The 22,113-nt window shown below is 58.9% G+C and carries 26 protein-coding genes and 1 tRNA gene; 16 read left to right on the top strand and 11 right to left on the bottom strand.

What is annotated here, in order from left to right:
• The first annotated feature begins 71 nt into the window (after positions 1-71).
• From V5N13_RS01855 to V5N13_RS01830, 6 genes are all read left to right on the top strand, one after another.
• Positions 72-254 carry an HEWD family protein gene (locus tag V5N13_RS01855; RefSeq protein ID WP_332899142.1) on the top strand — a complete coding sequence of 61 codons (183 nt, stop codon included), beginning with the start codon at positions 72-74 and terminating at the stop codon, positions 252-254.
• Positions 255-274: 20 nt separating this feature from the next.
• Complete coding sequence (gene cutA, locus V5N13_RS01850) at positions 275-586, top strand: divalent-cation tolerance protein CutA (RefSeq protein WP_336359385.1); 312 nt, start codon at positions 275-277, stop codon at positions 584-586.
• A gap of 358 nt (positions 587-944) precedes the next feature.
• Positions 945-2,048, top strand: coding sequence for a pyridoxal phosphate-dependent aminotransferase (locus V5N13_RS01845; RefSeq protein ID WP_336359384.1), 1,104 nt, complete (start codon positions 945-947; stop codon positions 2,046-2,048).
• 44 nt (positions 2,049-2,092) lie between these two features.
• Entirely contained in the window at positions 2,093-2,599 is a 507-nt protein-coding gene (locus tag V5N13_RS01840) for an LUD domain-containing protein (protein ID WP_336359383.1), read from the top strand.
• The gene (locus tag V5N13_RS01835; RefSeq protein WP_336359382.1) at positions 2,596-4,767 is read left to right on the top strand and encodes an LUD domain-containing protein; all 2,172 of its coding nucleotides are present in this window, start codon (positions 2,596-2,598) and stop codon (positions 4,765-4,767) included. The genes V5N13_RS01840 and V5N13_RS01835 overlap by 4 nt, the downstream gene beginning before the upstream one ends.
• Positions 4,768-4,834: 67 nt before the next feature.
• Positions 4,835-5,125: a PRC-barrel domain-containing protein gene (locus V5N13_RS01830; protein ID WP_332899137.1), complete on the top strand. Its 291-nt coding sequence runs from the start codon at positions 4,835-4,837 to the stop codon at positions 5,123-5,125.
• Here the strand turns inward: V5N13_RS01830 and V5N13_RS01825 are convergent.
• A complete protein-coding gene (locus V5N13_RS01825) occupies positions 5,122-6,582 on the bottom strand; it encodes a DHH family phosphoesterase (RefSeq protein ID WP_336359381.1) in 1,461 nt (486 codons plus the stop codon). The genes V5N13_RS01830 and V5N13_RS01825 overlap by 4 nt on opposite strands.
• A 216-nt stretch (positions 6,583-6,798) precedes the next feature.
• Between V5N13_RS01825 and V5N13_RS01820 the strand changes: the two genes are divergently transcribed.
• A tRNA-Lys gene (locus V5N13_RS01820) sits at positions 6,799-6,872 on the top strand.
• 686 nt (positions 6,873-7,558) lie between these two features.
• Here V5N13_RS01820 and V5N13_RS01815 read toward each other — a convergent pair.
• The 4 genes from V5N13_RS01815 to V5N13_RS01800 all read right to left on the bottom strand — a co-directional run bounded on the left by V5N13_RS01815 (position 7,559) and on the right by V5N13_RS01800 (position 10,953).
• Entirely contained in the window at positions 7,559-8,071 is a 513-nt protein-coding gene (locus V5N13_RS01815) for a hypothetical protein (RefSeq protein WP_336359380.1), read from the bottom strand.
• A gap of 207 nt (positions 8,072-8,278) precedes the next feature.
• Complete coding sequence (locus tag V5N13_RS01810) at positions 8,279-9,043, bottom strand: SDR family NAD(P)-dependent oxidoreductase (RefSeq protein ID WP_336359379.1); 765 nt, start codon at positions 9,041-9,043, stop codon at positions 8,279-8,281.
• A 153-nt stretch (positions 9,044-9,196) separates the two neighbouring features.
• Positions 9,197-10,285 carry a hypothetical protein gene (locus V5N13_RS01805; protein WP_336359378.1) on the bottom strand — a complete coding sequence of 363 codons (1,089 nt, stop codon included), beginning with the start codon at positions 10,283-10,285 and terminating at the stop codon, positions 9,197-9,199.
• Between the two features lie 92 nt (positions 10,286-10,377).
• Positions 10,378-10,953, bottom strand: coding sequence for a hypothetical protein (locus V5N13_RS01800; protein WP_336359377.1), 576 nt, complete (start codon positions 10,951-10,953; stop codon positions 10,378-10,380).
• 119 nt (positions 10,954-11,072) lie between these two features.
• Between V5N13_RS01800 and V5N13_RS01795 the strand changes: the two genes are divergently transcribed.
• Positions 11,073-11,276 carry a hypothetical protein gene (locus tag V5N13_RS01795; RefSeq protein WP_332899132.1) on the top strand — a complete coding sequence of 68 codons (204 nt, stop codon included), beginning with the start codon at positions 11,073-11,075 and terminating at the stop codon, positions 11,274-11,276.
• A 96-nt stretch (positions 11,277-11,372) separates the two neighbouring features.
• Here the strand turns inward: V5N13_RS01795 and V5N13_RS01790 are convergent, their stop codons facing one another.
• The 4 genes from V5N13_RS01790 to V5N13_RS01775 form a co-directional block, all read right to left on the bottom strand.
• Entirely contained in the window at positions 11,373-13,553 is a 2,181-nt protein-coding gene (locus V5N13_RS01790; protein ID WP_336359376.1) for an amino acid permease, read from the bottom strand.
• Between the two features lie 40 nt (positions 13,554-13,593).
• Entirely contained in the window at positions 13,594-14,298 is a 705-nt protein-coding gene (locus tag V5N13_RS01785) for a universal stress protein (protein WP_332899130.1), read from the bottom strand.
• A gap of 197 nt (positions 14,299-14,495) precedes the next feature.
• Positions 14,496-15,248: an endonuclease NucS gene (nucS, locus tag V5N13_RS01780; RefSeq protein WP_336359375.1), complete on the bottom strand. Its 753-nt coding sequence runs from the start codon at positions 15,246-15,248 to the stop codon at positions 14,496-14,498.
• Positions 15,249-15,305: 57 nt separating this feature from the next.
• Complete coding sequence (locus V5N13_RS01775; RefSeq protein WP_336359374.1) at positions 15,306-15,695, bottom strand: pyridoxamine 5'-phosphate oxidase family protein; 390 nt, start codon at positions 15,693-15,695, stop codon at positions 15,306-15,308.
• 93 nt (positions 15,696-15,788) lie between these two features.
• Between V5N13_RS01775 and V5N13_RS01770 the strand changes: the two genes are divergently transcribed.
• Positions 15,789-16,331, top strand: a complete 543-nt coding sequence (locus V5N13_RS01770; protein ID WP_332899127.1) for a GNAT family N-acetyltransferase — start codon at positions 15,789-15,791, stop codon at positions 16,329-16,331.
• A 33-nt stretch (positions 16,332-16,364) separates the two neighbouring features.
• On the opposite strand, the gene guaB is transcribed toward V5N13_RS01770, so the two are convergent.
• On the bottom strand, positions 16,365-17,858 hold the full coding sequence (gene guaB / locus V5N13_RS01765; RefSeq protein ID WP_336359373.1) for an IMP dehydrogenase: 1,494 nt from the start codon (positions 17,856-17,858) through the stop codon (positions 16,365-16,367).
• 277 nt (positions 17,859-18,135) lie between these two features.
• Between guaB and V5N13_RS01760 the strand changes: the two genes are divergently transcribed.
• Genes V5N13_RS01760 through V5N13_RS01750 form a run of 3 tightly spaced genes read left to right on the top strand, consistent with a single transcriptional unit; the run spans position 18,136 to position 19,547 of the window.
• Positions 18,136-18,336: a hypothetical protein gene (locus V5N13_RS01760; RefSeq protein WP_332899125.1), complete on the top strand. Its 201-nt coding sequence runs from the start codon at positions 18,136-18,138 to the stop codon at positions 18,334-18,336.
• A 6-nt stretch (positions 18,337-18,342) separates the two neighbouring features.
• Positions 18,343-19,272: a DUF5794 domain-containing protein gene (locus tag V5N13_RS01755; RefSeq protein WP_332899124.1), complete on the top strand. Its 930-nt coding sequence runs from the start codon at positions 18,343-18,345 to the stop codon at positions 19,270-19,272.
• A gap of 44 nt (positions 19,273-19,316) precedes the next feature.
• The gene (locus tag V5N13_RS01750; RefSeq protein ID WP_332899123.1) at positions 19,317-19,547 is read left to right on the top strand and encodes a DUF5795 family protein; all 231 of its coding nucleotides are present in this window, start codon (positions 19,317-19,319) and stop codon (positions 19,545-19,547) included.
• Here V5N13_RS01750 and V5N13_RS01745 read toward each other — a convergent pair whose 3' ends face one another.
• Positions 19,548-20,009, bottom strand: a complete 462-nt coding sequence (locus tag V5N13_RS01745; RefSeq protein ID WP_332899122.1) for a hypothetical protein — start codon at positions 20,007-20,009, stop codon at positions 19,548-19,550.
• 151 nt (positions 20,010-20,160) lie between these two features.
• Here V5N13_RS01745 and V5N13_RS17145 point away from each other — a divergent pair, with 151 nt between their 5' ends.
• From V5N13_RS17145 to V5N13_RS01730, 4 genes are all read left to right on the top strand, one after another.
• Positions 20,161-20,307: a DUF7560 family zinc ribbon protein gene (locus tag V5N13_RS17145; RefSeq protein ID WP_442904975.1), complete on the top strand. Its 147-nt coding sequence runs from the start codon at positions 20,161-20,163 to the stop codon at positions 20,305-20,307.
• Positions 20,308-20,433: 126 nt separating this feature from the next.
• Positions 20,434-20,892, top strand: a complete 459-nt coding sequence (locus V5N13_RS01740; RefSeq protein ID WP_336359372.1) for a pyridoxamine 5'-phosphate oxidase family protein — start codon at positions 20,434-20,436, stop codon at positions 20,890-20,892.
• Positions 20,893-20,895: 3 nt separating this feature from the next.
• Positions 20,896-21,546 carry a helix-turn-helix domain-containing protein gene (locus V5N13_RS01735; protein ID WP_336359371.1) on the top strand — a complete coding sequence of 217 codons (651 nt, stop codon included), beginning with the start codon at positions 20,896-20,898 and terminating at the stop codon, positions 21,544-21,546.
• A 126-nt stretch (positions 21,547-21,672) separates the two neighbouring features.
• Positions 21,673-22,050 (top strand): helix-turn-helix domain-containing protein, encoded by a 378-nt coding sequence (locus V5N13_RS01730; RefSeq protein WP_336359370.1) that lies wholly within the window; start codon positions 21,673-21,675, stop codon positions 22,048-22,050.
• The last annotated feature ends 63 nt before the right edge of the window (positions 22,051-22,113 follow it).

Genomic DNA, 22,113 nt, shown 5'->3' with positions numbered 1-22,113 from the left:
TTTCGGTGGGGTCGGTGGACAGACCGGACGCAGGCGAGGGATTCATTATGTCGCGTGGTCTGTTACCACGCATGCCTGAAACGATTGTCCCACCCCGAGAGCGCACCTGTACCCAGTGTGGGCGCGCTGACGTTTGGGACGACACGGTCGGAAGCTGGCGAATCGCAACGATAGACGGCGAAAAGCGCATCGGCAAGCCCCACTGCATCCACGAGTGGGATATAAACGGCACGTACAATCCGTTCGAAGCCTGAGCGACCCGATTTTCTCACCGATGCCTACCGTCTACATCACCGCACCGCCGGAGGCGGCCGACTCCATCGCGCACGCACTGGTCGAAGACCGGCTCGCAGCCTGCGTGAATCTCGTGCCGTGTCGGTCGGTGTACCGTTGGGAGGGCACTGTCCACGAGGACGACGAAGTTGCACTGCTCGCAAAAACCACTGCAGAGCAGTACGATGCGCTCGTCAACCGTGTTGTAGAGCTTCACCCCTACGACGTGCCGTGTATCGAGCGGTTTGACGAAACTTCGATTCTCGATGTATACGCCGAGTGGCGTGACGACGCCATCGATTCGACAAAATAGCCGTGATGTTCGGCCTCAGGGGGATTGTGTCCCCCCTGAGCCCACCCAATCCCTCGAAAATTCAGCGCCACCCATTGGTAGCAAGATGAATTTTCAGTGAAAGTGAAACCAAGTGTGGTGGCCCCGGGCAAAGCCACCCCACCGGTCTACATTGCCGGTTTGTCAGAGGCACCCGGCAACCGATTCTTTGTTGGCTTACCTATTTACTTCACTGCCTGCATAGCTGCTCACCAAGTGAACTCCCCTATATAATTATTTCCCCCATTTATTTGTCCCGTCACTGAATTGCACGCACACTGCGCGTGGGGCTGATTGCCAACGGCGGAAAGCTAAACTCGTATCGTGATACAACAGAACTATGTTCCCTGTCATTTCGTATCTCGACTGGATTGCGGGGCGACCAGAGGCAGCCACATACGACCTCGGGTCGAGCGACCTTCGCACGGACACGCCCTCCTATACGCGCGTGACGCCATCGGTTCTCTCTGGGCTCGAAAACCCTTCCGAGGAGGTTTCCCTCGAATCACAGATTGCCGCCGCCTATGGTGTCTCTCCGAAAAACGTGCTCATCACCGCCGGTGCGACGCATGCGAACTTTCTCGCTGTCGCGGCGACGGTTGGAGACGAAAATACAGCGGAAGAGGATCCAGACCACCGAATCCTCGTCGAAAAACCGGGCTACGAACCGCTCGTCGTGACACCAGAGGCGCTCAACAGCCAAACCGACCGCTTTCTCAGGGTGGAAGAAAACGACTGGCAACTCGATGCTGAACGGGTCAACAGTGCACTCACCGACGAAACAGCGCTCGTCATGGTCACTAATCGCCACAACCCCACGGGCGTCTTGACCTCCCGCAACGACCTCGCAGCCCTCGCAGACGACTGTGCCAAAGTGGGTGCGCGCTTGCTCGTCGATGAAGTGTACGGTGCATTCGTCGAAGCGCCAGTGGGAGACCTCGCCTTTGGCGGCGTCACGGCGGCCGGACTCGACAACATCGTCGTCACGGGGTCGCTCACGAAGTTCCTCGGCCTTGGCGAACTCCGCATTGGCTGGCTCATCGCGGATGCGGCGTTTGTGAACCGGGCGAACCACATCTTGCAGTACGTGCCGTCGATTTCCGGCCCGAGCGTCGCCCTCGCCCGCCGCGCCTTTCACAACGCAGGCCAGCTCAGAGACCGTGCCCAAGCACATCTCACTGAGAATCACACCCAGCTCAGCGCGTTCGTCGAAGACCGCGACGACCTCACAGGAACCATTCGCCCCGGCTGTACGTTTGGCCTGCTGTTTCACGAGGAACTCGATGGCGACGCACTCTCTGAAGCCGCGTGGAATGAAGACATTCTCATCGTCCCCGGTAGGTTCTTTGGGGTTCCGGAAGGGTTCCGAATCGCTGCCTCGCGCTCGCCAGCCGACGTGGAAGCCGCACTCGCGGCGTTCGGTGACTTTCTCGACTCGCTGTAACCGGTTCCCGAACAATCATTTAGCAGGCCGTGGCAGTTCGTGCCATGAGTACCGATACCGTCCGCAGCTTCGAGTCCGCACTCGACGATAAAGCGGACGACGTCGTGCGAACGTCTCCGGACACGTTTTCGACCGATCTCGCCGCCCTCCTCGACCCGCCGATCGTCGGCACCGAGCTCCGCGGGTCGCTCTCCTACGGCGATGCCTCAGTCACCGTGACTCCGACACCCACAGAGATACTTGCGGCGAACACTGGTGTCTCACAGGCTGGACTCGCCGTGGCCGAGTACGGAACCGTCACCCTCCGGACGACGAGTGAGGCAGACGAGTTCATCTCACTCTACCCGTCCCGTCACGTCATCGTCGTTGAGGAGGACGACATCACGCCGGGGATGGCAGACGCGTTCACCCAACTTGGTACTGAGTTCGAGGCGGGCACGCGCACCCAAATTCTCGCCACCGGCCCGAGTGCGACCGCCGACATGGGGTCGCTCGTTCGCGGCGTCCACGGCCCGGAGAGCATTCACGTGCTCATTGTGGAGGAACAATGAGTTCCCGCCGCCAGAAGGCCGCCGCGTTGCGAAAACTCATGGACGAAGAGGGCGACGCCATCAGAACGAACACACGCGGCCTCGCAGAACTCACCGACTACAACGTCTCGCACTTCGACCGCTACGAGGAACTCAGGGAGGAAGCGAGAGCCATAAAAGAAGATGCTATCGAGCACCTTCCCGACCTCATCGAGGAGGTGACAGAGGCCGTCGAAGCCAACGGCGGGCAGGTGTACGTCGCAGCGAACGCAGAAGAGGCGAACCGCTACGTCGAGGACGTGATGGCCGAGAAGGACGCAGAGTCGCTCGTCAAGAGCAAGTCGATGACGACCGAGGAACTCGAACTCAACGCCCACCTCGAAGCCGCCGGGTACGAGGTGTGGGAAACCGACCTCGGAGAATTCGTCATCCAGTTGGCCCACGAAACGCCGAGTCACCTGATTGGCCCGGCACTCCACAAATCGACCGGCGAAATCGCCGCGCTGTTCAACGACCACTTCGACCTCGCCGAGCCGCTCCCGGACGACCCACAGGCGCTCACCAAATTCGCCCGCGACATCGTCGGCGAGAAGATTCTCGACGCCGACGTGGGCATGACCGGCGCGAACTTCATCGTCGCAGAGTCGGGGACGCTCGCCATCGTCACGAACGAGGGTAACGCCCGGAAATCAGCGGTGACCCCGGACACCCACATCGCAGTCGCAGGCATCGAAAAACTCGTGCCGACCCTCGAAGACCTTCAGCCGTTCGTCGAACTCATCGCTCGCACGGGAACGGGACAAGATATCACGTCGTACGTCTCGCTGCTCACCCCGCCGGTCGAGACTCCCACAATCGATTTCGAGGCAGACGAGTTCGGGACAGGCGAGCGCGACTTCCACCTCGTGCTCGTCGACAACGGCCGCCGCGAGATGCGCGCGGACGAAGACCTCCGCGAAACGCTCTACTGCATTCGGTGTGGGGCGTGTGCGAACACTTGTGCGAACTTCCAAGCCGTCGGCGGTCACGGCTTCGGAGGGGAGACGTACACCGGCGGTATCGGTACGGGCTGGGAAGCCGGTATTTCTGGACTCGACACCGCAGCAGAGTTCAACGACCTCTGTACCGGCTGCTCGCAGTGCGTGCCCACCTGCCCGGTGAAAATCGACATTCCGTGGGTGAACACGGTGGTGCGCGACCGCGTGAATCGCGGCAAGCCACAGGACGAACTCGGCTTTCTCGTCGAAGGCTTGACGCCGGACGAAGAACCCGGGAGCCTCGACCTGCAAAAGCGCGTGTTCGGCAACGCGGGTACGTTGTTCAAACTGGGCAGTCGGTTCGCCCCCGTCTCGAACTGGGTGGGGAAGTTCGGCCCAGCCCGAACGCTGCTCGAATCGGTCGCAGGAATCGACGCCCGCCGCGACCTACCCGAGTTCGCGGGCGAGACACTGCGCGAGTGGATGGCAGCCCGCGAACTGGTGACCGACTACGACCGCGACGTGGTGCTCTATCCCGACATCTACACGAACTACGTGAATCCAGCACGCGGGAAAGCCGCCGTTCGCGTGCTCGAAGCGCTCGGCTGTCGGGTGCAGATTCCGGACCTAGCAGAGAGCGGTCGCGCGCCGTTGTCACAGGGGATGGTCGAAACCGCTCGTTCGCAGGCGAAAACCGTCTACGGGCAGGTGGCAGAGCACATCGACGCTGGGCGAGACATCGTGGTCATCGAACCGAGCGACCTCACGATGTTCCGTGACGACTACGAGAAGTTCCTCGAACCCCCCTCCTTCGAGCGCATTTCTGAGGCAAGCTACGAGGTGTTCGAATACGTCTACGGCCTGCTCGAAAACGGTGCGGATGCGTCCGCCCTCACTGCTGGTTCGGGAACCGACCTCTCCTATCATAGCCACTGTCAGCAACGCTCGCACGGGTTGGCGGTCTATACGGAAGCCGTCCTCGCTGACCTCGGCTACGACGTCCAAACCTCGTCTGCGGACTGCTGTGGGATGGCGGGGAGTTTCGGCTACAAGGCCGAGTACTACGAGGTGAGCATTGACGTTGGCGAGCAGTTGGTAGGCGAGTTCGAGGGCGCAGACCACGTCGTGGCGAGCGGCACGTCGTGTCAAGAACAGCTCGCGGCGTTCAGAACCGAGTCGCCGCCACACCCCATCGAACTGATACAGCCCTGACACCCGCGGCGGCGTTGCGTCAGACGCTCAGCCAAGAGTTAAGGCCCCTTGGACAGACCTCGAATGTATGGACGCAATGCCGCAAGAAATTACGAGCCTTGTCGGCCGCGAAGTCTACTCCAACAACGGGGTGTTCGTGGGTGAGGTCGAGGACATTCGACTCGACCTCGATCAGGAGGTTGTGACGGGGCTCGCGCTGAGTCAGCTCAACACCGACCTGTTCCGAAACCGGCTCGACGGACACCGGGGAGTCATCATTCCGTACCGCTGGGTGCGCGCTGTAGGCGACGTGGTGCTCATCAACGACGTTGTCGAACGCCTGCGCCAGCCAGAAGAAGACGAAGAAGTCGCGGCTTAATTTCCGTTTCCGCTTTCGCTACTGCTGCTTCCTTCGACACCCATCGCCTGAAAGAGCTTTCTGCGGACGGCTTCCTCGACGAGTTGGAGGAGCGTATCGCGGTTGCTTTCGGTCGTTTCGATACCCGTGAAGATGCCGAGTGGAATCGAGACGTTGGCGTCAGTCGAGTGACCCGTTGCCTCACCGAGTTCGCCAAAGGCGTCTTGGAGGACGTTTCTGATGTTCAGGCGGATGTCCTTCGAACGGGCGGCGAGGTAGATGGTGTCGTCGTCCAAGGCGAACACCGCAGTCGTCGTGATGCCCTCTAAGTTGAGGAGGTGTTGGGCGGCTTGGGTCAGGGCATCGCGGTCGCGGATGAATCCCGCATTCGAGACGAGGTGGCTGCCTTTCACGTCTCGGTTGCGGATGGCTTCTGCGAGCACGTCGAGCGTTTCGGGGCTCATGCTCGGAGATTCGACCTGTTCGAGCGTGTCGTGGTCTGCGAACGGATAGAGATACGCCGCGGCGGTCAGGTCTGCGGGCGTCGTATCGCGTTTGAAATCGAGCGTCTCTGCACGAATGCCGTAGAGCAGTGCAGTGGCGACTTCCTTGCCGAGCGTTAAATCGAACTCTTGGACGTATTTAGTGAGAATCGTCGAGGTCGAAGAGACGTTCGGGCGCACGTCCATGAACGTGGCGTCGTAGTCCGGGTCGGGTTCGAAATGGTCGATGAAGATGTCCGCCTCGACCGCCACCGCATTCTCCGCGGCTTTCGCGTGGTCTACGAGCGCGATAGTGTCGTAGTCATCGAAGTCGACGCCGTCGCGGGACACGAGGTCGATGCCGAGGAGGTTGACGAAGGCGCGATTCTCTTGGTGGCCAATCTCGCCGTCGTAGAGGATGTCGGATTCGACGCCGCGGGCGCTCGCAATCGCCTGGAGGGCAACCGCGCTCGCGATGGAGTCGGGGCCGGGGTTGTCGTGAGTGATAATCGCCATCTTCGACTCCGTGTCGTCGATGACCTCTGCGAGCTGTTCGGCTTTGTATTCGAGTTCGCCGCTTTCGAGTGCGCGCAGCGCGGAATCCGCAATGACAGAAGACGGGTTGATGACCACGTCCGCACCGGCTTTGGTGAGTTCGTCGGCCGAAACGGGGTCCGAGGCGCGGACGACGATGAACTGCTCACCGCCGCGCTCGCGGATGTTCTCGACTGCCTCGCGGTTTGCGGCCACATCTGAAGAGAGAATCAAGATAACGTCCGTCTCGTCTAAGTCTGCGATGACATCTTCTTCACGGATGTCTGCGGTTTTCGCGTTCAAATCCTGGTCACGCAGGGCCTCGACGCGTCCGGGGTCTTGGTCTAAGATGAGAACATCCTTTCCCTCATCAACCAACTCCTCTGCGACGGCGTGTCCGACGCTCCCGCAGCCAAGGATCGCGTAGGACGACATCGAAGCCATCGTGATGCCTGTACTCATCGTAATCGGACTATCCCGCGGACGATACTTATATTGCCCACCTTCTGTCCCTCATTTGGCTTGCTTCTTCCCACCGTTCGTCACGTATCGTGACTTCCACACCAACGCAAATCTCTCTGTCGGCGATGAATTCGAAATCGGTGTCATGCGACGACGTGACGGCCGCTTGCCGAAACACAACCTATATTAATCAACCGCCGTTAGGTGAATTTGCGTGGGCCGGTAGCTCAGTTAGGCAGAGCGTCTGACTCTTAATCAGACGGTCGCGTGTTCAAATCGCGCCCGGCCCGCTTCACTTCGTGAGGAATTGTATCCAATAGACGGGAGTCCGTCAGTTAAATACTGAACTGGGATTAGGCGATTGAGTTCGTCACGTACCGAATCGATTGGGCCACAGTCCTGCGATAATCTGTAGTCAACTCCGACTAGCATAAGCGTATGTCACTGTTCAAAAAAGGGGTAGTTAATGTAGCTCAAACAGAAAATCTATGTGGAGTTGTCGAGATACACAATCATGCCTTCCAAACAACATTACATTCGATTGATGGGTATATCCGTCATGCTCATTGGTCTCCTCCTTGGAGGGTGGGGTTTGTATGAAGATTATTCAGCCCCTCCGTGTTCCGACCTCCCACAGGGCGAAACAGCTGGGGGAGCATGTGAGGAACCCGGCCTTATGGAATTGTTTGGTGGTATCGCACTCACATTCATAGGGATTGTTGTGTTTGGTATCGCTCAAATAGTGATTTCTCGACGAAGCGCTCAAGCGATGTAATACGATACTGACTCCTCTTCCGTTCTCACAATCTGTCTGTTTACCAGCGGGAAGCCCCGCAACGAGAACGGTTGTGACATTGGGCGAAAATACTCGTTCAGGGGAGCGTTAGTAGGCATGAAAATTTTTGGTGATTTTGGAACGCCAGATAGGCTTACTCAAAACCAATTGAGTAAGAAATTGAATTATCTGTATCGTGGCTCATCTACCATCCCTCCTGTCGAGACTGACCTCAAATTCCCATGAAAAGTAATCATCCCTACCTGTGGAATACCTCTCACCCCATGTTCCTTCAAACCGATACACTCCCGACGAGAGACATCTTTCGTTCTTCGGCTCATTCAGCAGCACGTATGTCTGCGTTTGTTCCTCGTGCGGATTTGCCTGCCAGATAACCCCTCTGTCCGGAATACCGTATTCACCTGCAAGTTTCCAGCACCCGTCGAGAGGCTGTGGTGGCATAATCGAGTCATAGTAGCGAGTATCGGAAATCGCGTGCAGTTGAGCGCCTATTTCGGACGTTCCGGTGAGTGGACCAAAGGGAACATCCGGCCCCAGCAGAAACTCACGAGACCTTTCGGAGGTATTCTGGAACGTAATCTGAATGCGGGCTGGTGTTTGGACGGAAAACTGGTCAACGACCTCGACTGTGATGCTCACCTCTTGAGTGGCTGGAACTTGATTCCCGGTGGCAGCAACCGTGGAGAAGGTCATCGATACAATTAGTATGCCTGTCATGATAATTCCTCACTCAGAAATGGGTCGCAGTTTGTCGGATAGTTAGAATCGTATTTATCCAGGCTACAGTGATTTCGCGCCCGGCCCGTTTTGCATCACGCTCACAATTCTTGAGCGTGTGCTACATTCGATGCCGGGTCGAGCCCATCTCATTCGAAAAACCACGTGCGGTGTGCAGACCAACTATTTTGCAGGAGAGACGAATCGCTCAGTGCCTTTTTTCACCATGTACGGAAGGCGTTGAGAGAGATACAGCCCGAGTTTCGTTTGCCAATCAGCGGTGATTACTCGGTCAGTCGATTCGATTTGTGCAGCCAGTTTCCGGCCCACATCAGCGGGATCACTTAACAGTGATTTTGGGTATCCGAGTTCCGCTGCCGACTCAGTGTTCGAAAGCGGTGGGTGCATCAGCGTACACGAGACGTTTTCATGTTGCAGTTCCAGTCGCAGAGACCGGACGAGCGCCTCGATTGCACCCTTTGTTGATGCATATCCAGTCAGTCCCGGATGGCCAACGAGTCCTGCTCCAGAACTCACGTTGTGGATGATGCCCTCATTTTGCGCTCTCATATGTGGTAAGACGGCGTGAATCATCCGGAGGTAGCCGAAGTAGTTCACCTCAAACTCGCGTTTCGTGTCGGCAAGCGTCTGAGCTTCGAAGGGCGCGAAATTGAATACTCCGGCGTTGTTCACGAGAATATCGATGCGGCCCCAGTCGTCAATAATTCCCTCAATTGCTGTTGTAACCGCGTCGTCTTCGGTCACATCGCACGCAATGAATCGGACTCGCTCGGGGTGAATTTTTTGAAGCGCGGAGATGTGTTCTCCGTTGATATCGAGCCCAGCAACGCGGTAGCCGCGTTCGAGGAGCGACGTGAGCATGTGGTAGCCAATGCCCTCATTCGCCCCAGTGATAACGACGATTCGATTTTTCGCAGCCAAAGACATTACACAGATGATACGTCAGATACAGCTATTAGCTCGTTGGCAGATTGCCCGCGTTGTCCAGACACACCTCTGTTCCCAAGCGGTTACTCAGCGCAGAGTATTGGCGCGGATAACAACCAACGGACATCTCTTCGCTGGAGGTACACAGAAACGTCAGTACTCCCACCAGTTCGGGTCGTCTATCTGCCCGTCTTGGAAGGGCCGAGCCAACTCCTCGTTCGATTCAGCGCCGAGCGCGTACCCAAGATAATAGCCGACAATCCAGCCGGTGTCGCCCGAGTTGTATCCGGTCACGGTGATGGTGGCGTTCGAGTAGTATTCGAGCGCTGGGTCGTCGTCTGTGTCGTAGCCGAAGACGCTGATGTCGGTGTAGCGCTCTGCTCGGTCGTCGCCCAGGTTGATGACGATGTCCGCCTCCTCGCGGGTGTCCACGACGACCAACTCAAGGTGGTCGGGTTCGGTTCCCTCCGCTCCGTTGTTGTAGTAGTCAAACGCTTGCTCGACTTTCGTCTCGTAGGCGTAGTCGATACCGTCGTCCACGTTCGAATAGTTGACGTAGACGGTGATTGTGGACTCCTCGAACGGGATCCGGCGTTCGGTCGCGTTCGGAATCGAGAGGGAGGTGGCGTTCGTGTACGCCGTCATGAACGCCGGTGGCGTCTCGTGGCCCAAGCCGAGCGTGTGACCGACTTCGTGCTTGATTGTTTTCACGGTCGTCTCGTTGACGAAGCCAGCGGCGATGTAGACGACCGTTGGCGAGGGCAGATCGTTGTCGGGCGAGTATCGAGGTGCACACCCGAGGAGGTCTTCAGAGGATATCGAGCCACACTGCCCAATCGACGGCGACATTCTGAGTATCAGGTCAGCCTCGCTCGCATTTTCGACTAGTTCGAACTCGATTTCTGCATCCGCGTACTGCTGGCTGTTTTCCTCCCAGTAGTCGAGCGCCTCCTCGACCAATGGGGTGTAGTCGCGTGAATCTCCCTCTGGCTTCTCGATGGCCACTGTTACCGGATTCTTGTCCCACGGGTTGACCGGCGGCACTTCGGTGGTGGTTGCTTGAACCGTCGTCTGCGTCGTGGCCGGTGTGGAAGTCGGGGCTGTCCCTGTGGTCGAATCCGCCACCGTCTGCGTCTCAGTCGTCACTGCGTCCGTGGTCGCCGTCGTTTCCGTCGCGTTATCGACAGGGATGGCACTACAGCCAGCGATGAGCAATACCACGACAACGAACACAGCCTTCACAATAATGTACTAGATTTGTCAACAATATAAAGGCTGGGTGGCGGTGGAACTCGAATCGGTGGTTCGTTCGGGACACCGTACCGGCGGGTTCACTACTTCGTGGTCGATTCCACGCGTATCTCGACTCTCGCAAGCAGGTAGGGTGGAAGCCCACAGATTGGGACGACAATGAGTCCGACAAACGCGACTATCATGAATCGCGTGAGCATCGATGTCGGGTTGAGTTCTCTCCATGTCACTCCCGCGATGAGCGCGCCTATGAGAAGACTTCCGACTGCGACTGCGCCGACCGATTGCTCTTGTAATCTAGAGCTAGACCGTCCATACACGTAGCCAAGGCCAGCGGGGAAACAGAGCAATGTGAAACAGAGCACGCTGAGGCTAGTGAACGCAGAAAGTGAGAGTTCGCCAACGGCAAGGAATTGTGCGAGGGCAGTCAAGGTTCGTAATAGAAGATAGGCGACGGGGAGTGTCGCCACAGACCACCGCAAGAGCTCGTCAAAGCTACTCGTCCGAAGCGCGACGATGCCAACGGACAGATACGTCACCCCAAGTAAACCTGCGAGGGTTGCCTTTGCCGCAACCTGCCAATCTCGCCCTTCAGAAAAGAACACTGCCAGCCCCAAGAGGCTCACTCCGAGAATGCACAATCCGACTCGGAGATTCATTTTCATCTCTGATATCGTTTTTATTTTGGGGCTATTTAGTTCTCCATCACACAGTGGGCCATGCTCTCCGCTAATTGGACATCGCATTTATTGTACGCAACGAACATTTTACACGGGACATGACGACCATGCGGCGGTGTCCAGATTGTGGGGTCACGATGGAAGAGATGGAGATGCAGACCGGTGACGGCTTCAAACTCTATCTCGTGACGAACGAACCGAAGCCGGGTTTTCTAGGCGGCCTTGGCGTGAAAGAGAAGGTCAAAACTGTTGTCACAGTCTGCCCGGAGTGTGGCCTCATTCGCCACTACGCGGATCGGTAGCTCCGTCGCTCCTCGAATTTCGAGGCATAAAGGTTCCATCACAGCGCGCACGTCGGCGCGGGTTCGGTTCATCTGATGTCTTCGTTTTCCGACTGTTCACGACCCGCGTATCATCGCAACGTTGCCGACGCCACGCGTAACCACCTGTTCTGTAATCGTGCCGAACGGGATTCGAGCGCCGTCGTTTCGTTGGGACAAGCCAACACAGATGGTGTCGAACCGGTCGAGTGCGTCGACAATTGCGGCATCGACGTCGTCGCTGACGATGACTTCGACAGTGTACTCCTCGGGTTCGAGGCCCGCTCGCTCCGCGATTTCGGCGACGAGTGCCTCACCGCGCTGTATCGCGTCTGCTTCGCTTTCTCGGGGTCGTTGGACGTTCAACAGGGTTGGGGTAGTTCCCTCGACAGTAGCAAATTCCACGGCGCGTCTGGCGACGACCGGGGCGTTCGGGCCGGGTGCGACGAGCGCCACTGGCGAGCCAATCGTGTCGGTTCTGAGGGTGACGAGCGACGTCGGGCAGTGAGCATTTTTCACGATTGTATCGAGCGTGTGGCCAAACAGCGTATCGCCGTCTCTAAGCGTCCCGTCCCAACCGAGGAGAAGGTGGTCTGCGTTTTCCGCGTCGAGCACGTCGAGAACTGCCATGTCGATTGTTGGGGCGACCATCGCTCGGGTACGGAGGTGGACGCCTTCGGTCGCGGCGATTTCGTGGGCAGCTTCGAGCAGTTCGTGCTGGTGGTCGAAGCGGTCGGATTCGACGTTTTGATACGGCGAGGGGTGTTCGACTTGAACCACGTTTACCGCGACGAGTTCGGGCGTCCCTCGTTCGTCGTTGGCTTGCGCGCTGGCTGCAGCGAGCCTGAGAAGCCCCCGCTGTGTGGCTGGATTGGCGACCGGAACCACGACGCGATACACCTTGGTTGGAGCTCTCCGGAACGCCTCGCGGATGAGTCCCTCGCCCACGACACGGCTTCTGGCGTAGACGAAGTACCAGACGATGCCGAGCGCGACGATGCTTGACCCGATGAAGATGATGACGGGAGCCATCTGTGAGATGACGACGAACGAGAGGAAGACGCCGAGGACGGGGACGACCGGATAGAGCGGGAACGGAAGCCTGAACGAGGGGTCGTACTCGTCAGGGTCGGCCCGACGAAAGACGATTAGCGCGAGGTGAACGAGCGAGTAGGAGACAAGAAAGCTGAAACTCGCCGCTTCCGCGAGAAGCGCGATGATGGCGTCAACTCTGAGGCCGATTAGGATGAGGAGTGCTGTGAGCCCACCGGTTGCGAGAATCGCACGGTGGGGCGTCCGGAAGCGCGCGTGGCTCACGTTCATCCAGTTGGTCACGAGTCCATCTCGGCCCATGGCGTAGACGACGCGCGAGGCGGCGAGAATCGACGAGTTCGAACTCGAAATCGCGGCGATAATCGCGGCGAACACGATGGCAATCGCCCCAATCGAACCCATGTACACCGCGGCCACGTCGGAGACCGGAATGGGCGACTCCCCGAGCGATTCGAACGGGAGGACGCCCGTGCTGACGAGCATGACGAGGACGTAGAGGAACGTCACGAGCACCACCGAGAGTATCATCGACAGCGGAATCGTCCGACTTGGATTCTTGATTTCACCTGCGACGGTGGCGATGATTTCGAAGCCGAGAAACGAGATGAACACGATGCCCGTCGTGGCCAGAATCCCGCTTGGCCCGGTTGGTGCAAATGGCTCCAGATTTTCCGGGACGATGAAGAACACCCCGAGGGAGACGAACACGATGATGATTGCCGTCTCTGCTACAATCATCACGTTCTGGAAGGAACTCGACTCTTCTGTCCCGTAGTAGTTGACCCCGATGAGCAACACTAAGCCAATGAGTCCGAGGAGGATGATGAAAACTCGACCATCGAGGAAGGGAATGGGTGCGACCAGATACTGGCCGAAGCCCACCATGTAGAAGGCGCTCGCGAACATCAGCCCGGTCCACATTCCCCACCCGACGATTGCGCCGAACAGGCCACCAAGCGCGCGGTTGACGTAGTGATAGCTTCCGCCTGCAATCGGCATCCCCGTGGCGAGTTCCGAGAGCGAGAGCGCCGCGAGCAACGCCACAAAGCCAGCGATGGCGTACGACACCGAACTCGCAGGCCCGGCGAGTTCCGCCGCGATGCCGGGGAGGATGAAAATCCCTGCCCCAATCATCGTCCCGCCGCCGAGCGTCATCGCTTCGAGGAAGCCGAGGGTGCGCTCTAACTCACCGCCACCAGAACTCATGGCCGACCCACACGCAATTCACACAACACGCTAGCGGTCATTACTCCACATCCCGGACGATGAGTGCGGGAATCTCGATTTCGTCGATAATCCGCGAGAGCACGTCTCCGATGATGCGTTCTCGCAGCGAGGGTTCTGTCTCGCCGAGAATGACGATGTCGTACTCGTCACAGAGGGCGATGATTTCGTCCTGTGGACTGCCGCCCGCTCCGAGTCGCCAATCGATTTTCCCTTCGTCGATGCCGTAGTCAGTCAGTCGCTCGACCGCCCCACGAAGGAGGAATTCCCCGTGGCTCTGGTTCGTGTCTTCGGTGACCGAGTGAAACAGGGTGATCGTCGCATCGCATGCTCGTGCGAGGTCAGCAACGACCGAGACGATGCGGTCAAGGTTCACATCACCACGGAGTGGGACGAGAATGCGATTGATGACGGCTGTGTCACCACCTGCTAATACTGCGTCAGAGTCGTATTGGTGGGCGATCCGGTCGATAGTGGCTGCTCGGTCGTGCGTGAAAACGAGCACGTCGGTCAGGTCGCGGCCGTGAGCGAGCGTTTGCAGTTTGGTTACCGCCTCGGCTTCGTACTCGTCTTTGATGAGCGCGGGTTCTGCTTGGTCTGGAACGGGAAAGTAGCCAAGCAGTACAACCTCGATTGGTTTGAGGAGGTCGAGAATCTGAAGCGGCGGTAGTTCTGACTCCGAAACATCGACCGGGACAAGAATTGTTAGTTCGTCAATCGGAGCCATATTGTGATACTCTATCACACGCAATGAGTATCAATTCATCGTATAGGTTTTGCGCGGCGAGCAGACAGAAAAGATACGCGCGACCTACGCTGACTGCTGCGTATCGAGATAGTCGTTCACGAGCACCGGCCCGTATTCATGTCCGCTGATTACGAATACTTCGAATTAATTTTCTCTGCCCGCGGTCGCCCTTTCAATTAGAAATCGCTCAACTTCGCCTCTGTCGCGCCTTTTGCGTCGCGCCCAAACTCCTCCAGTGCGACGAACTCCAGCCCGTTGTCTCGGAGCGCCCGCTTTACGCGCTCTGAGGCAGACGGTGCGACGAGCATCCCGCGCACGGCGTCGTTCGTCTCTTCGTAGAGCGAGACGTAGCGCTGGAGTTGGTCGAAGTGGTTGAGCGTCGCTTGGATTCGCTTAACTTCGATGACGACCGGGACGCCGTCATCGTCGACGGCGTAGAAGTCGATGTAGCCGTACTTCGACTCGCGTTCGTGTTCGACGATGCGGATGTCTGCGCCGAGCGTGTCCGGGTTCGATTTGATGAACTCGTGCATCTCGGCTTCCGTCCCTGAATCCTCGTAGGTCGCGCCGTCTACCGCGTCGAACCGCGTGAGGCCGTAGGTTTCCTCGATTCGGACTTCGACGCGCTCGCTCGGATTCGTCCGGCGGGCGAGAAGGACGGCGTCGCCGTCGCTGAGACGAGCCGAGACACTGCCGCCGCCGGGCATCCAATTGACTGGTTTGTGGCCCGTCGGTTGGTGGACGAGGAACGTGCCGTCGGGCTTGGCGACGAGAATGCGGTCGCCCGTGGCGAGGTAGCCGCTTGTTCGACCCTCGTAGGTGACTTCACAACGCGCTTCGACGGTGAGCATCGAGCCGTCGCGGGCGGCTGCCTTCGCGGCTTCCACGACCGCGGCTGGTTCGGGAGATTCGAGTTGCGAGAGAGGCATGCGTTCTCTGAGTGAACTCACGGCCCAAAAATAAGGCTGAAGATTTCGGGTGGTCGCTCACCCACTGGCTCGCGTCGCGCTGCCAATCTCGATTTCGACCAGTCGGTACTCGTAACTCGACTCGCCGCCATCCGTTTCTGCGGTCGTGTATTTCTCGTTCAGCTTCCGCCGAATCTCGCCCACCTTCTCCCGGTCGGTGACGATGCGGGCCGTGCCAAGGATGCAGATCGCCCAGTAGTTCTCGCGCGTGTTCTCGATGGACACGGCGACGCGTGGATTCTCCTTCATGTTTCGGAGCTTTCGCCCGCCAGTCATCAGGTACAGCTTCGAATCGGCGTAGACGTACCAGACGGGGGCGACGTGCGGGCGGTCGTTGTGGGAGGTTGCAAGGTGGGCACTCGCCCGCCCGGACGAGAGGAGGGTTTCGATGGCAGGGGACACAACCATGGCTCTCATAGGCTGTGCGCGTGCATAAGCCAGTTCTCGGGGAGTAGGTCGGTGCAAGGAAAGTTTTTCAGCCTCTGTGGAGTCGTTCGTACCATGCCCGGGGCCATCGTTCTCGAAGGGAAGCGCGTCTCGCTTGCGACCGTCGAAGAGGAAGACATAGACTTTCTGCGCGACAACGTCAACCACCCTGCTGTGCGGGTACCCGTTGGCCAGCAACTCCCGACGAACGGTTACCAAGAGCGCGAGTACTTCGAGGAGATGAGCACGGACAAAAACAGCCTCCAACTGCTCATCGTCAGCAACGACCGCCGCGTCGGTGTCGTCGAATTAGACCCCATCGACCGCGAGACGGGACAGGTCGAGGTTGCCTACTGGCTCGTCCCCGACTATCAGGGCGAAGGCTACGCGAAAGCCGCGCTTGAACTCACCATCGAGTACTGCTTCGACCAGCTCAGGATGCACCGGGTTCAGGCCGCCGTATTCTCCTTCAACGAGGCGTCGATGGGTCTACTGAAACGGCTCGGCTTCACTGAAGAAGGCGTCCACCGCGAGGACGTGTTCATCAATGGTGCGTACCACGACACGCACTACTTTGGCTTGCTCGAAGCCGAGTGGCGCGATGTGGCTACACAGTAGTCGAAAAACCGCGAAAAAACGCTCCCTGCTGGCTTATTGCTGTGGGCTGTAGTTCGGCGCTTCGTCCGTAATCATCACGTCGTGTGGGTGGCCTTCGGTCTGGCCTGCCGAGGAGATGCGGACGAACTCAGCGCGTTTTTTGAACGCAGGAATGGTGGCTGCGCCGACGTAGCCCATCCCGCTTTTCATCCCGCCGGCGAGCTGGTGGAGTTCGCTCGCGAGACTGCCCTTGTACGGCGTTGCGGCCTCGACGCCCTCTGGGACGTAGTCGTCTTCGTCCTCCGGTTCGTCTTTGAGGTAGCGGTCGCCGCCGCCCGAGCGCATCGCACCGACGCTGCCCATGCCGCGGTACTGCTTGTATTTCTTGCCGTTCATCGTGATGACGCGGCCTGGGGCCTCGTCGGTTCCGGCGAAGTACGAACCGAGCATCACGGCGTCTGCGCCCGCGGCAAGTGCCTTGATGGCGTCGCCGGAGTAACGAATCCCGCCGTCTGCGATAACGGGCACGTCGTGTTTCGAGGCCACGTCTGCGACCTGTGCGATGGCCGTAATCTGTGGCATCCCGGCACCCGTGACGACGCGGGTCGTACAGATGCTGCCGGGGCCGATGCCGACCTTGATGCCGTCTGCGAAGTCCACGATTTCGGCGGCTGCTTCGCGCGTGCCGACGTTCCCCACGACGACGTCCGCGGAGACCGTCTCCTGAATCTCGCGGGCGCTGTCGATGACGTTCATGTTGTGCGCGTGGGCGCAGTCGATGAAGAGCACGTCCGCACCGGCTTCGTCCGCGGCTTGCGCGCGGTCGAGTTCGAACGGGCCAACTGCGACCCCACACACGAGACTGCCCGTCTCGTCGCGGGCGGCGTTGTCGTACTCGCGGCGGTGGAGGATACCTTGCATCGTCACGAGGCCGATGAGCTTGTTCTCATCGTCCACGATTGGGACGCGCTCGATTTTGTGCTCGTACATGAGTTCGAGCGCCTCGCGTGCGGTGACGGCTTCCGTCGCGGTGATGACCTCGTCGGTCATCGCTTCGCGGACTTCGTCACCTTCACCGACTTCGAGGTACGGGCGCACGTCCGTCGCGCTGATGATGCCGAGCACCTTGTCGTCGTCGTCGACGACGGGTGCGCCACTGATGCCGCGCTGTTCCATGAGTTGGTCGACAGAGCGGATGGTCATGTCCGGGCTCGCGGTGACGACTTCGCGGATGATGAGGTCGTCTGCGGCTTTGACACGGTTGATCTCTTCGACCATTGTCTCGACGTCCATGTTTCGGTGAAGGACGCCGATGCCGCCTTGTCGAGCCATCGCGGTTGCGAGCTCGCTCTCGGTGACAGTGTCCATCGCCGCAGAGAGCACGGGCACGTTGATAGTGACGTTTTTCGAGACGTGCGTCTTCACGTCCGCGTCGTCGGGTTCGACACGGCTCTCTTTGGGTCTGAGCAGTACGTCGTCGAATGTGAGCGCCTCTGGGACGCGCAACTTCTGGGAGAATGGGTCGTCTTCGGGAACGTCGTTCGCCATATAAACCGTCGGAAAGGGTTCCTCAAAAACGTTGCGAGATATCCCCTCTATGTTGAGACGTGACACGACAGTCCATAAGAACCAAAATCGCCCTCACTTCGCGGGTAAACGACCAACATAACCCAATATAGTTTACGGCTATGTGTAGACAATTGTCCACCAAATCTGTACACAAGTGTGGCTTCCCGGGCCTTGAGAACGATTCACGTTCGATATTCGAGAGCCATGGAACCGTCTCTCACACAACGTTTATGTCTATAACTATTGTTGTGAGCGTATGGACGCTGCCAGTCCCATCGCACGGAGTACGGTCAGTCAGAACATCCGTTCCGACAAGCTGACACTCTTTAACGCGATGAAATCCATTTTTACACTGGCAGGATTCCCGTCGGTAGGACTCTGGCGAAAACGCGACCACGCTGAACGCCAGTATCGTCTCCACTATCGCCGTTTGGCCGAAGGTGACGGCCACCAGTAGTCCGAAATGAGTAGCTCCCAACACCCAATCGCACTTCGCTTAGAGCAGCAGGTAGGCGGCGCGGCAAAGCTTCTCGTCACGGTCATGGCGTTGCCACTTATCGATGGCATCTTTCCTGCGCTCGTTCTCGCTGGCGCACTCGACAGCATCACTGGCATCCTCGAAGTCGGACTTCTCGTCTTCGGTGGCTCTGCAACCGTCGCGGTCATCCTCGCTGAAATGGACGGAAGCCCGCGCGAACAGGCACAGACGATTCTGATCGTCGGGCTGCCACTCATCGCACTCGCCGCCGCAGAGGCGGCGTTCGCACCGACTATCGAAAGCGTGCTGAACCTCGCCACGTTCGAGCGCTTCGCCGCGCTCGTCATCCTCGCCATCGCGGCCAAAACCGCGAGCGCGACGATTGGCGAGTACCTGCCCCGGCCCGGCGTCATCATCGGCCTCGGCCTGCTCGCAAGCCTCGACGTATCCGGCTTCGAACTCGCCCTCACGCTCAACCCAGACCTCATCGTCCGGTCTGCAGCAGCGGCGGGCGTCGGCGTCGGCTTTGCCCTCTCAATTGCCCTGCTCGGCCCGTGGCTGCGTGGCGTGGTCGACATCGACCGCTTCCGCTTCGGCAGTGCGGTCGCCCTCGGGATGTTGCCCCTCTCCATCCTGCACGTCCCGGGTGTTCCGAGCGACGCACCAATCGCACTCGCCGTCCTCGGCATCGCGACCATTCTCGCGTTCGACCCGGACAACGCGACGATTCCAAAGCGGACGAAGACGGTGGCAGAGGAGCCAGAGCCAATGCCCGAACCAACGCCAGAACCGACGGCAACCCGCCAACAGTCAGTGGCCGCACAGGCGGTCACCGACGGTGGCGACGACGAAGAAGACGATTCGGGCGCCTACGGCTACCCCGGCGAACCCGACAGTCGTGCCCCGTGGCTCTAACCGAGAGCGCTAACACTTAGGGGACGGCGTTCCTGTGTCTTTTCATGGCTGATAATCGCGTCGTAGAGGGCCGGATGGTCACGCCCAAGCGACTCGCCGCGCTCATCGAAGGCGCTGATGTGATGGATGCAGAACCGATTCGAGACGCAGACCGCGAATGCCCCGAGTGTGGGGGAAACGTCCTCGAAGTCGGTTACATGCCCTCGGTAATGGAGTTCGTCACCGGGTGGAAGTGCCAAGACTGCGAGTGGAGCGCAGACGACCGCGACGACTGACTACTCTTTGATAAACACGAGTTCTTCGCTCGCAGGCGGTGCGAGATAACCCGCGAGCAGTCCGAGGAGAGCAATCACCACACCGCCAAGGAGACTCCACCCAACGACGAGCCACAGCCCACCGTCGCGGAGCATGAGGTCGGGAAACGGGATGGTCGTCGCCATGACGAATCCGACGCTCCAATACGCCCCTTCTGCGAGGCCGAGCGTCGATTTGATGCAGAAAAAGGAGACGGCGAACGCCGCCCCACCACCGAGGCCGCTCAACAACCCATGGCGCGCTCGGTCGAAGCCGTGTTCGTCAGCGAGCCGCCCTGCGATGACCCCGCCGAGGACGCCGGTGAGCGCGACGAGCGCGAGACTCTGGACGAGTTTCCCTCGTAGTGGCCACGCGGCGTAGAGCACCCCCAGATAGCCCGCCTGTGCGAGAACGCCGAGACCGATGGCCCGCCAATCGAGCATTAGGCGCTAGTTAGGGGTGCGTTCAGAAGAGTTGGCTGGTTCACACCCACGACGGCTCTCTCGCCTGCAATCGAGAGACTGAGCGAAATTCTCGGTGAGTGAGAACCGTAGGGGTTCCATTTATCTTTTACGAGCATACTAGTAACCAATGATGAGTATTGAACGAGACCTAACGTTCTCCTGCCCCGAGTGCGGAGAATCATTGGTTGTGAACGCATCGATGCGCGATGCGCTCATCGACAACGGGTGCGTCATCTGCGGTTCCGCGGTATCTTCTAGCGCTTTCTCAACGGTCTGAACCTGCCAAACCTCCCGACTCGTTCGATCTGGGCGGCGTTTCACCACGCGAACAATGGGCAACTGCGGGGGGACGCCACCAACAATAACTATACAGTCTTTCGGGAAAGATACACGAGTAGGCACTATGGTTCTTGACCAGCAGACCAAGATGAGCGAGTCAGAAACCGATGCTCTTCTGAGCGCTCACGAAACAGCCGTTCTCTCTCTCGCAGACGATGATACCCCCTATGCAATCCCGATTTCCTACGGCTACGACGCCACTAACCGGCGGTTCTACATGCGACTCGTCTCGACTCCAGAGAGCGAAAAACGCCGATTCCTCTCTTCTGCACCGATGGTTCGACTCGTCGTCCACGACCAAGAAGACACGGTGTACCGAAGTGCGGTCGCCGTTGGCACACTCCACGAAATTTCGCCCGACGAGGTGACCGTCGAACACATCGTCCAGTACGGCAACGCAAAACGCCCGCTGTTCGAAATCTGGGGACAGGCCAAGGACAATTTGGACATTAAACTGTACGAACTCGACCCAGACGACATCGGCGGCCGCCGGGTCGAAATCGACCAAACAGCCAACGCATAGTCAATGTTGTCGGGAATCCGCGCCACGGTTGCGTTCACCGCCGCCGAAACGTGCCCGATTGCCGACCTCTCAACCGAGGTCGACTACCCGATTTACTCTCGGTCAACCTCGGTCTCGCCGCTCGAATCGACCCACAGCGTCACCGAGTTTTTGTTGCAAGGCGAACCACCCACCCTCGACGCTGCCATCGACCCCATCTTTGCGTACGGACCAACCCGACTCTATCGATACACCCACGACAAGGGGGTCACCTGCCCGTGTGAGTGTCTTGGTCTGTTTGGCTGCCCAATCGAACGCTACTTCGCCCACGAAGGAACGTTCACCATCGTCTTTCACGCGACGGATTTTCACCAGTTACAGGAGGTCATCGCCGAACTCCGCGACCGATTCCCCGACATCGACATCAAACGGCTCGTTCGATCACCGACCGAAGGAACCGCGAAAGACAACGTCTTCGTCGATAGGAGTCGGCTGACCGCGAGACAACTCGAAGTCCTCCAAACGGCCTACGACATGGGCTATTTTTCCCAGCCACGAGAGGCAAACGCGACCGAGGTTGCGTCGACACTCGACATCAGCCAGTCGACGTTCGCCCAGCACCTCGCCGCCGCCCAATCGAAAGTGTTCGACCAGCTCCTCGAACACGACGGGTAGCCGGGCTGCATCGGGAATCAGTGGCTCCAGAATCACTCGCCATCGTCCCGAGTATATAAACCACCCGTGTTATCCGGGCAGTCCATTGGTTCCCGTAGCGCGCCTCCTACAGAGTAGAGAATCACTATGTCCACTGCACTCGCTTTCGCCCCCGGTCGCTCGAACGAATCTACCACCGTCGCCCAAGAGAACGTCGAACCACTGCTCAAGGCGCTCGACGACACGGCGTGCCGAGCGGTTCTCATGGCAACGAAGGATTCGGCGCTCTCGGCCCACGAGATTGCAGCGGCCTGTGACCTCCCCGTGTCGACGACCTACCGGAAGGTCAACCAGCTCACCGATGTTGGCCTCCTCGAAGAGCGAACCCGGCTGTCGCTCTCTGGAAACCACACGAGTGAGTACGTGCGTGCGGTCGAGAACATCGTCGTCTCTGTATCGAGCGAACACGGCCTCGAACTCACAGTTTCTCCGTGTGAGGCCGCAAGCGCGCACACCTCGTTCTAAGTCCTACGGGCCACCCCATCGACTGAGCGAATGGCTGTGTGAAGCTGGACAAACCCAACGCAC

The organism is Haladaptatus sp. ZSTT2 (genome assembly GCF_037081775.1).
GTDB lineage: Archaea > Halobacteriota > Halobacteria > Halobacteriales > Halococcaceae > QDMS2.
This window is presented reverse-complemented; position numbering and strand designations above follow the sequence as displayed.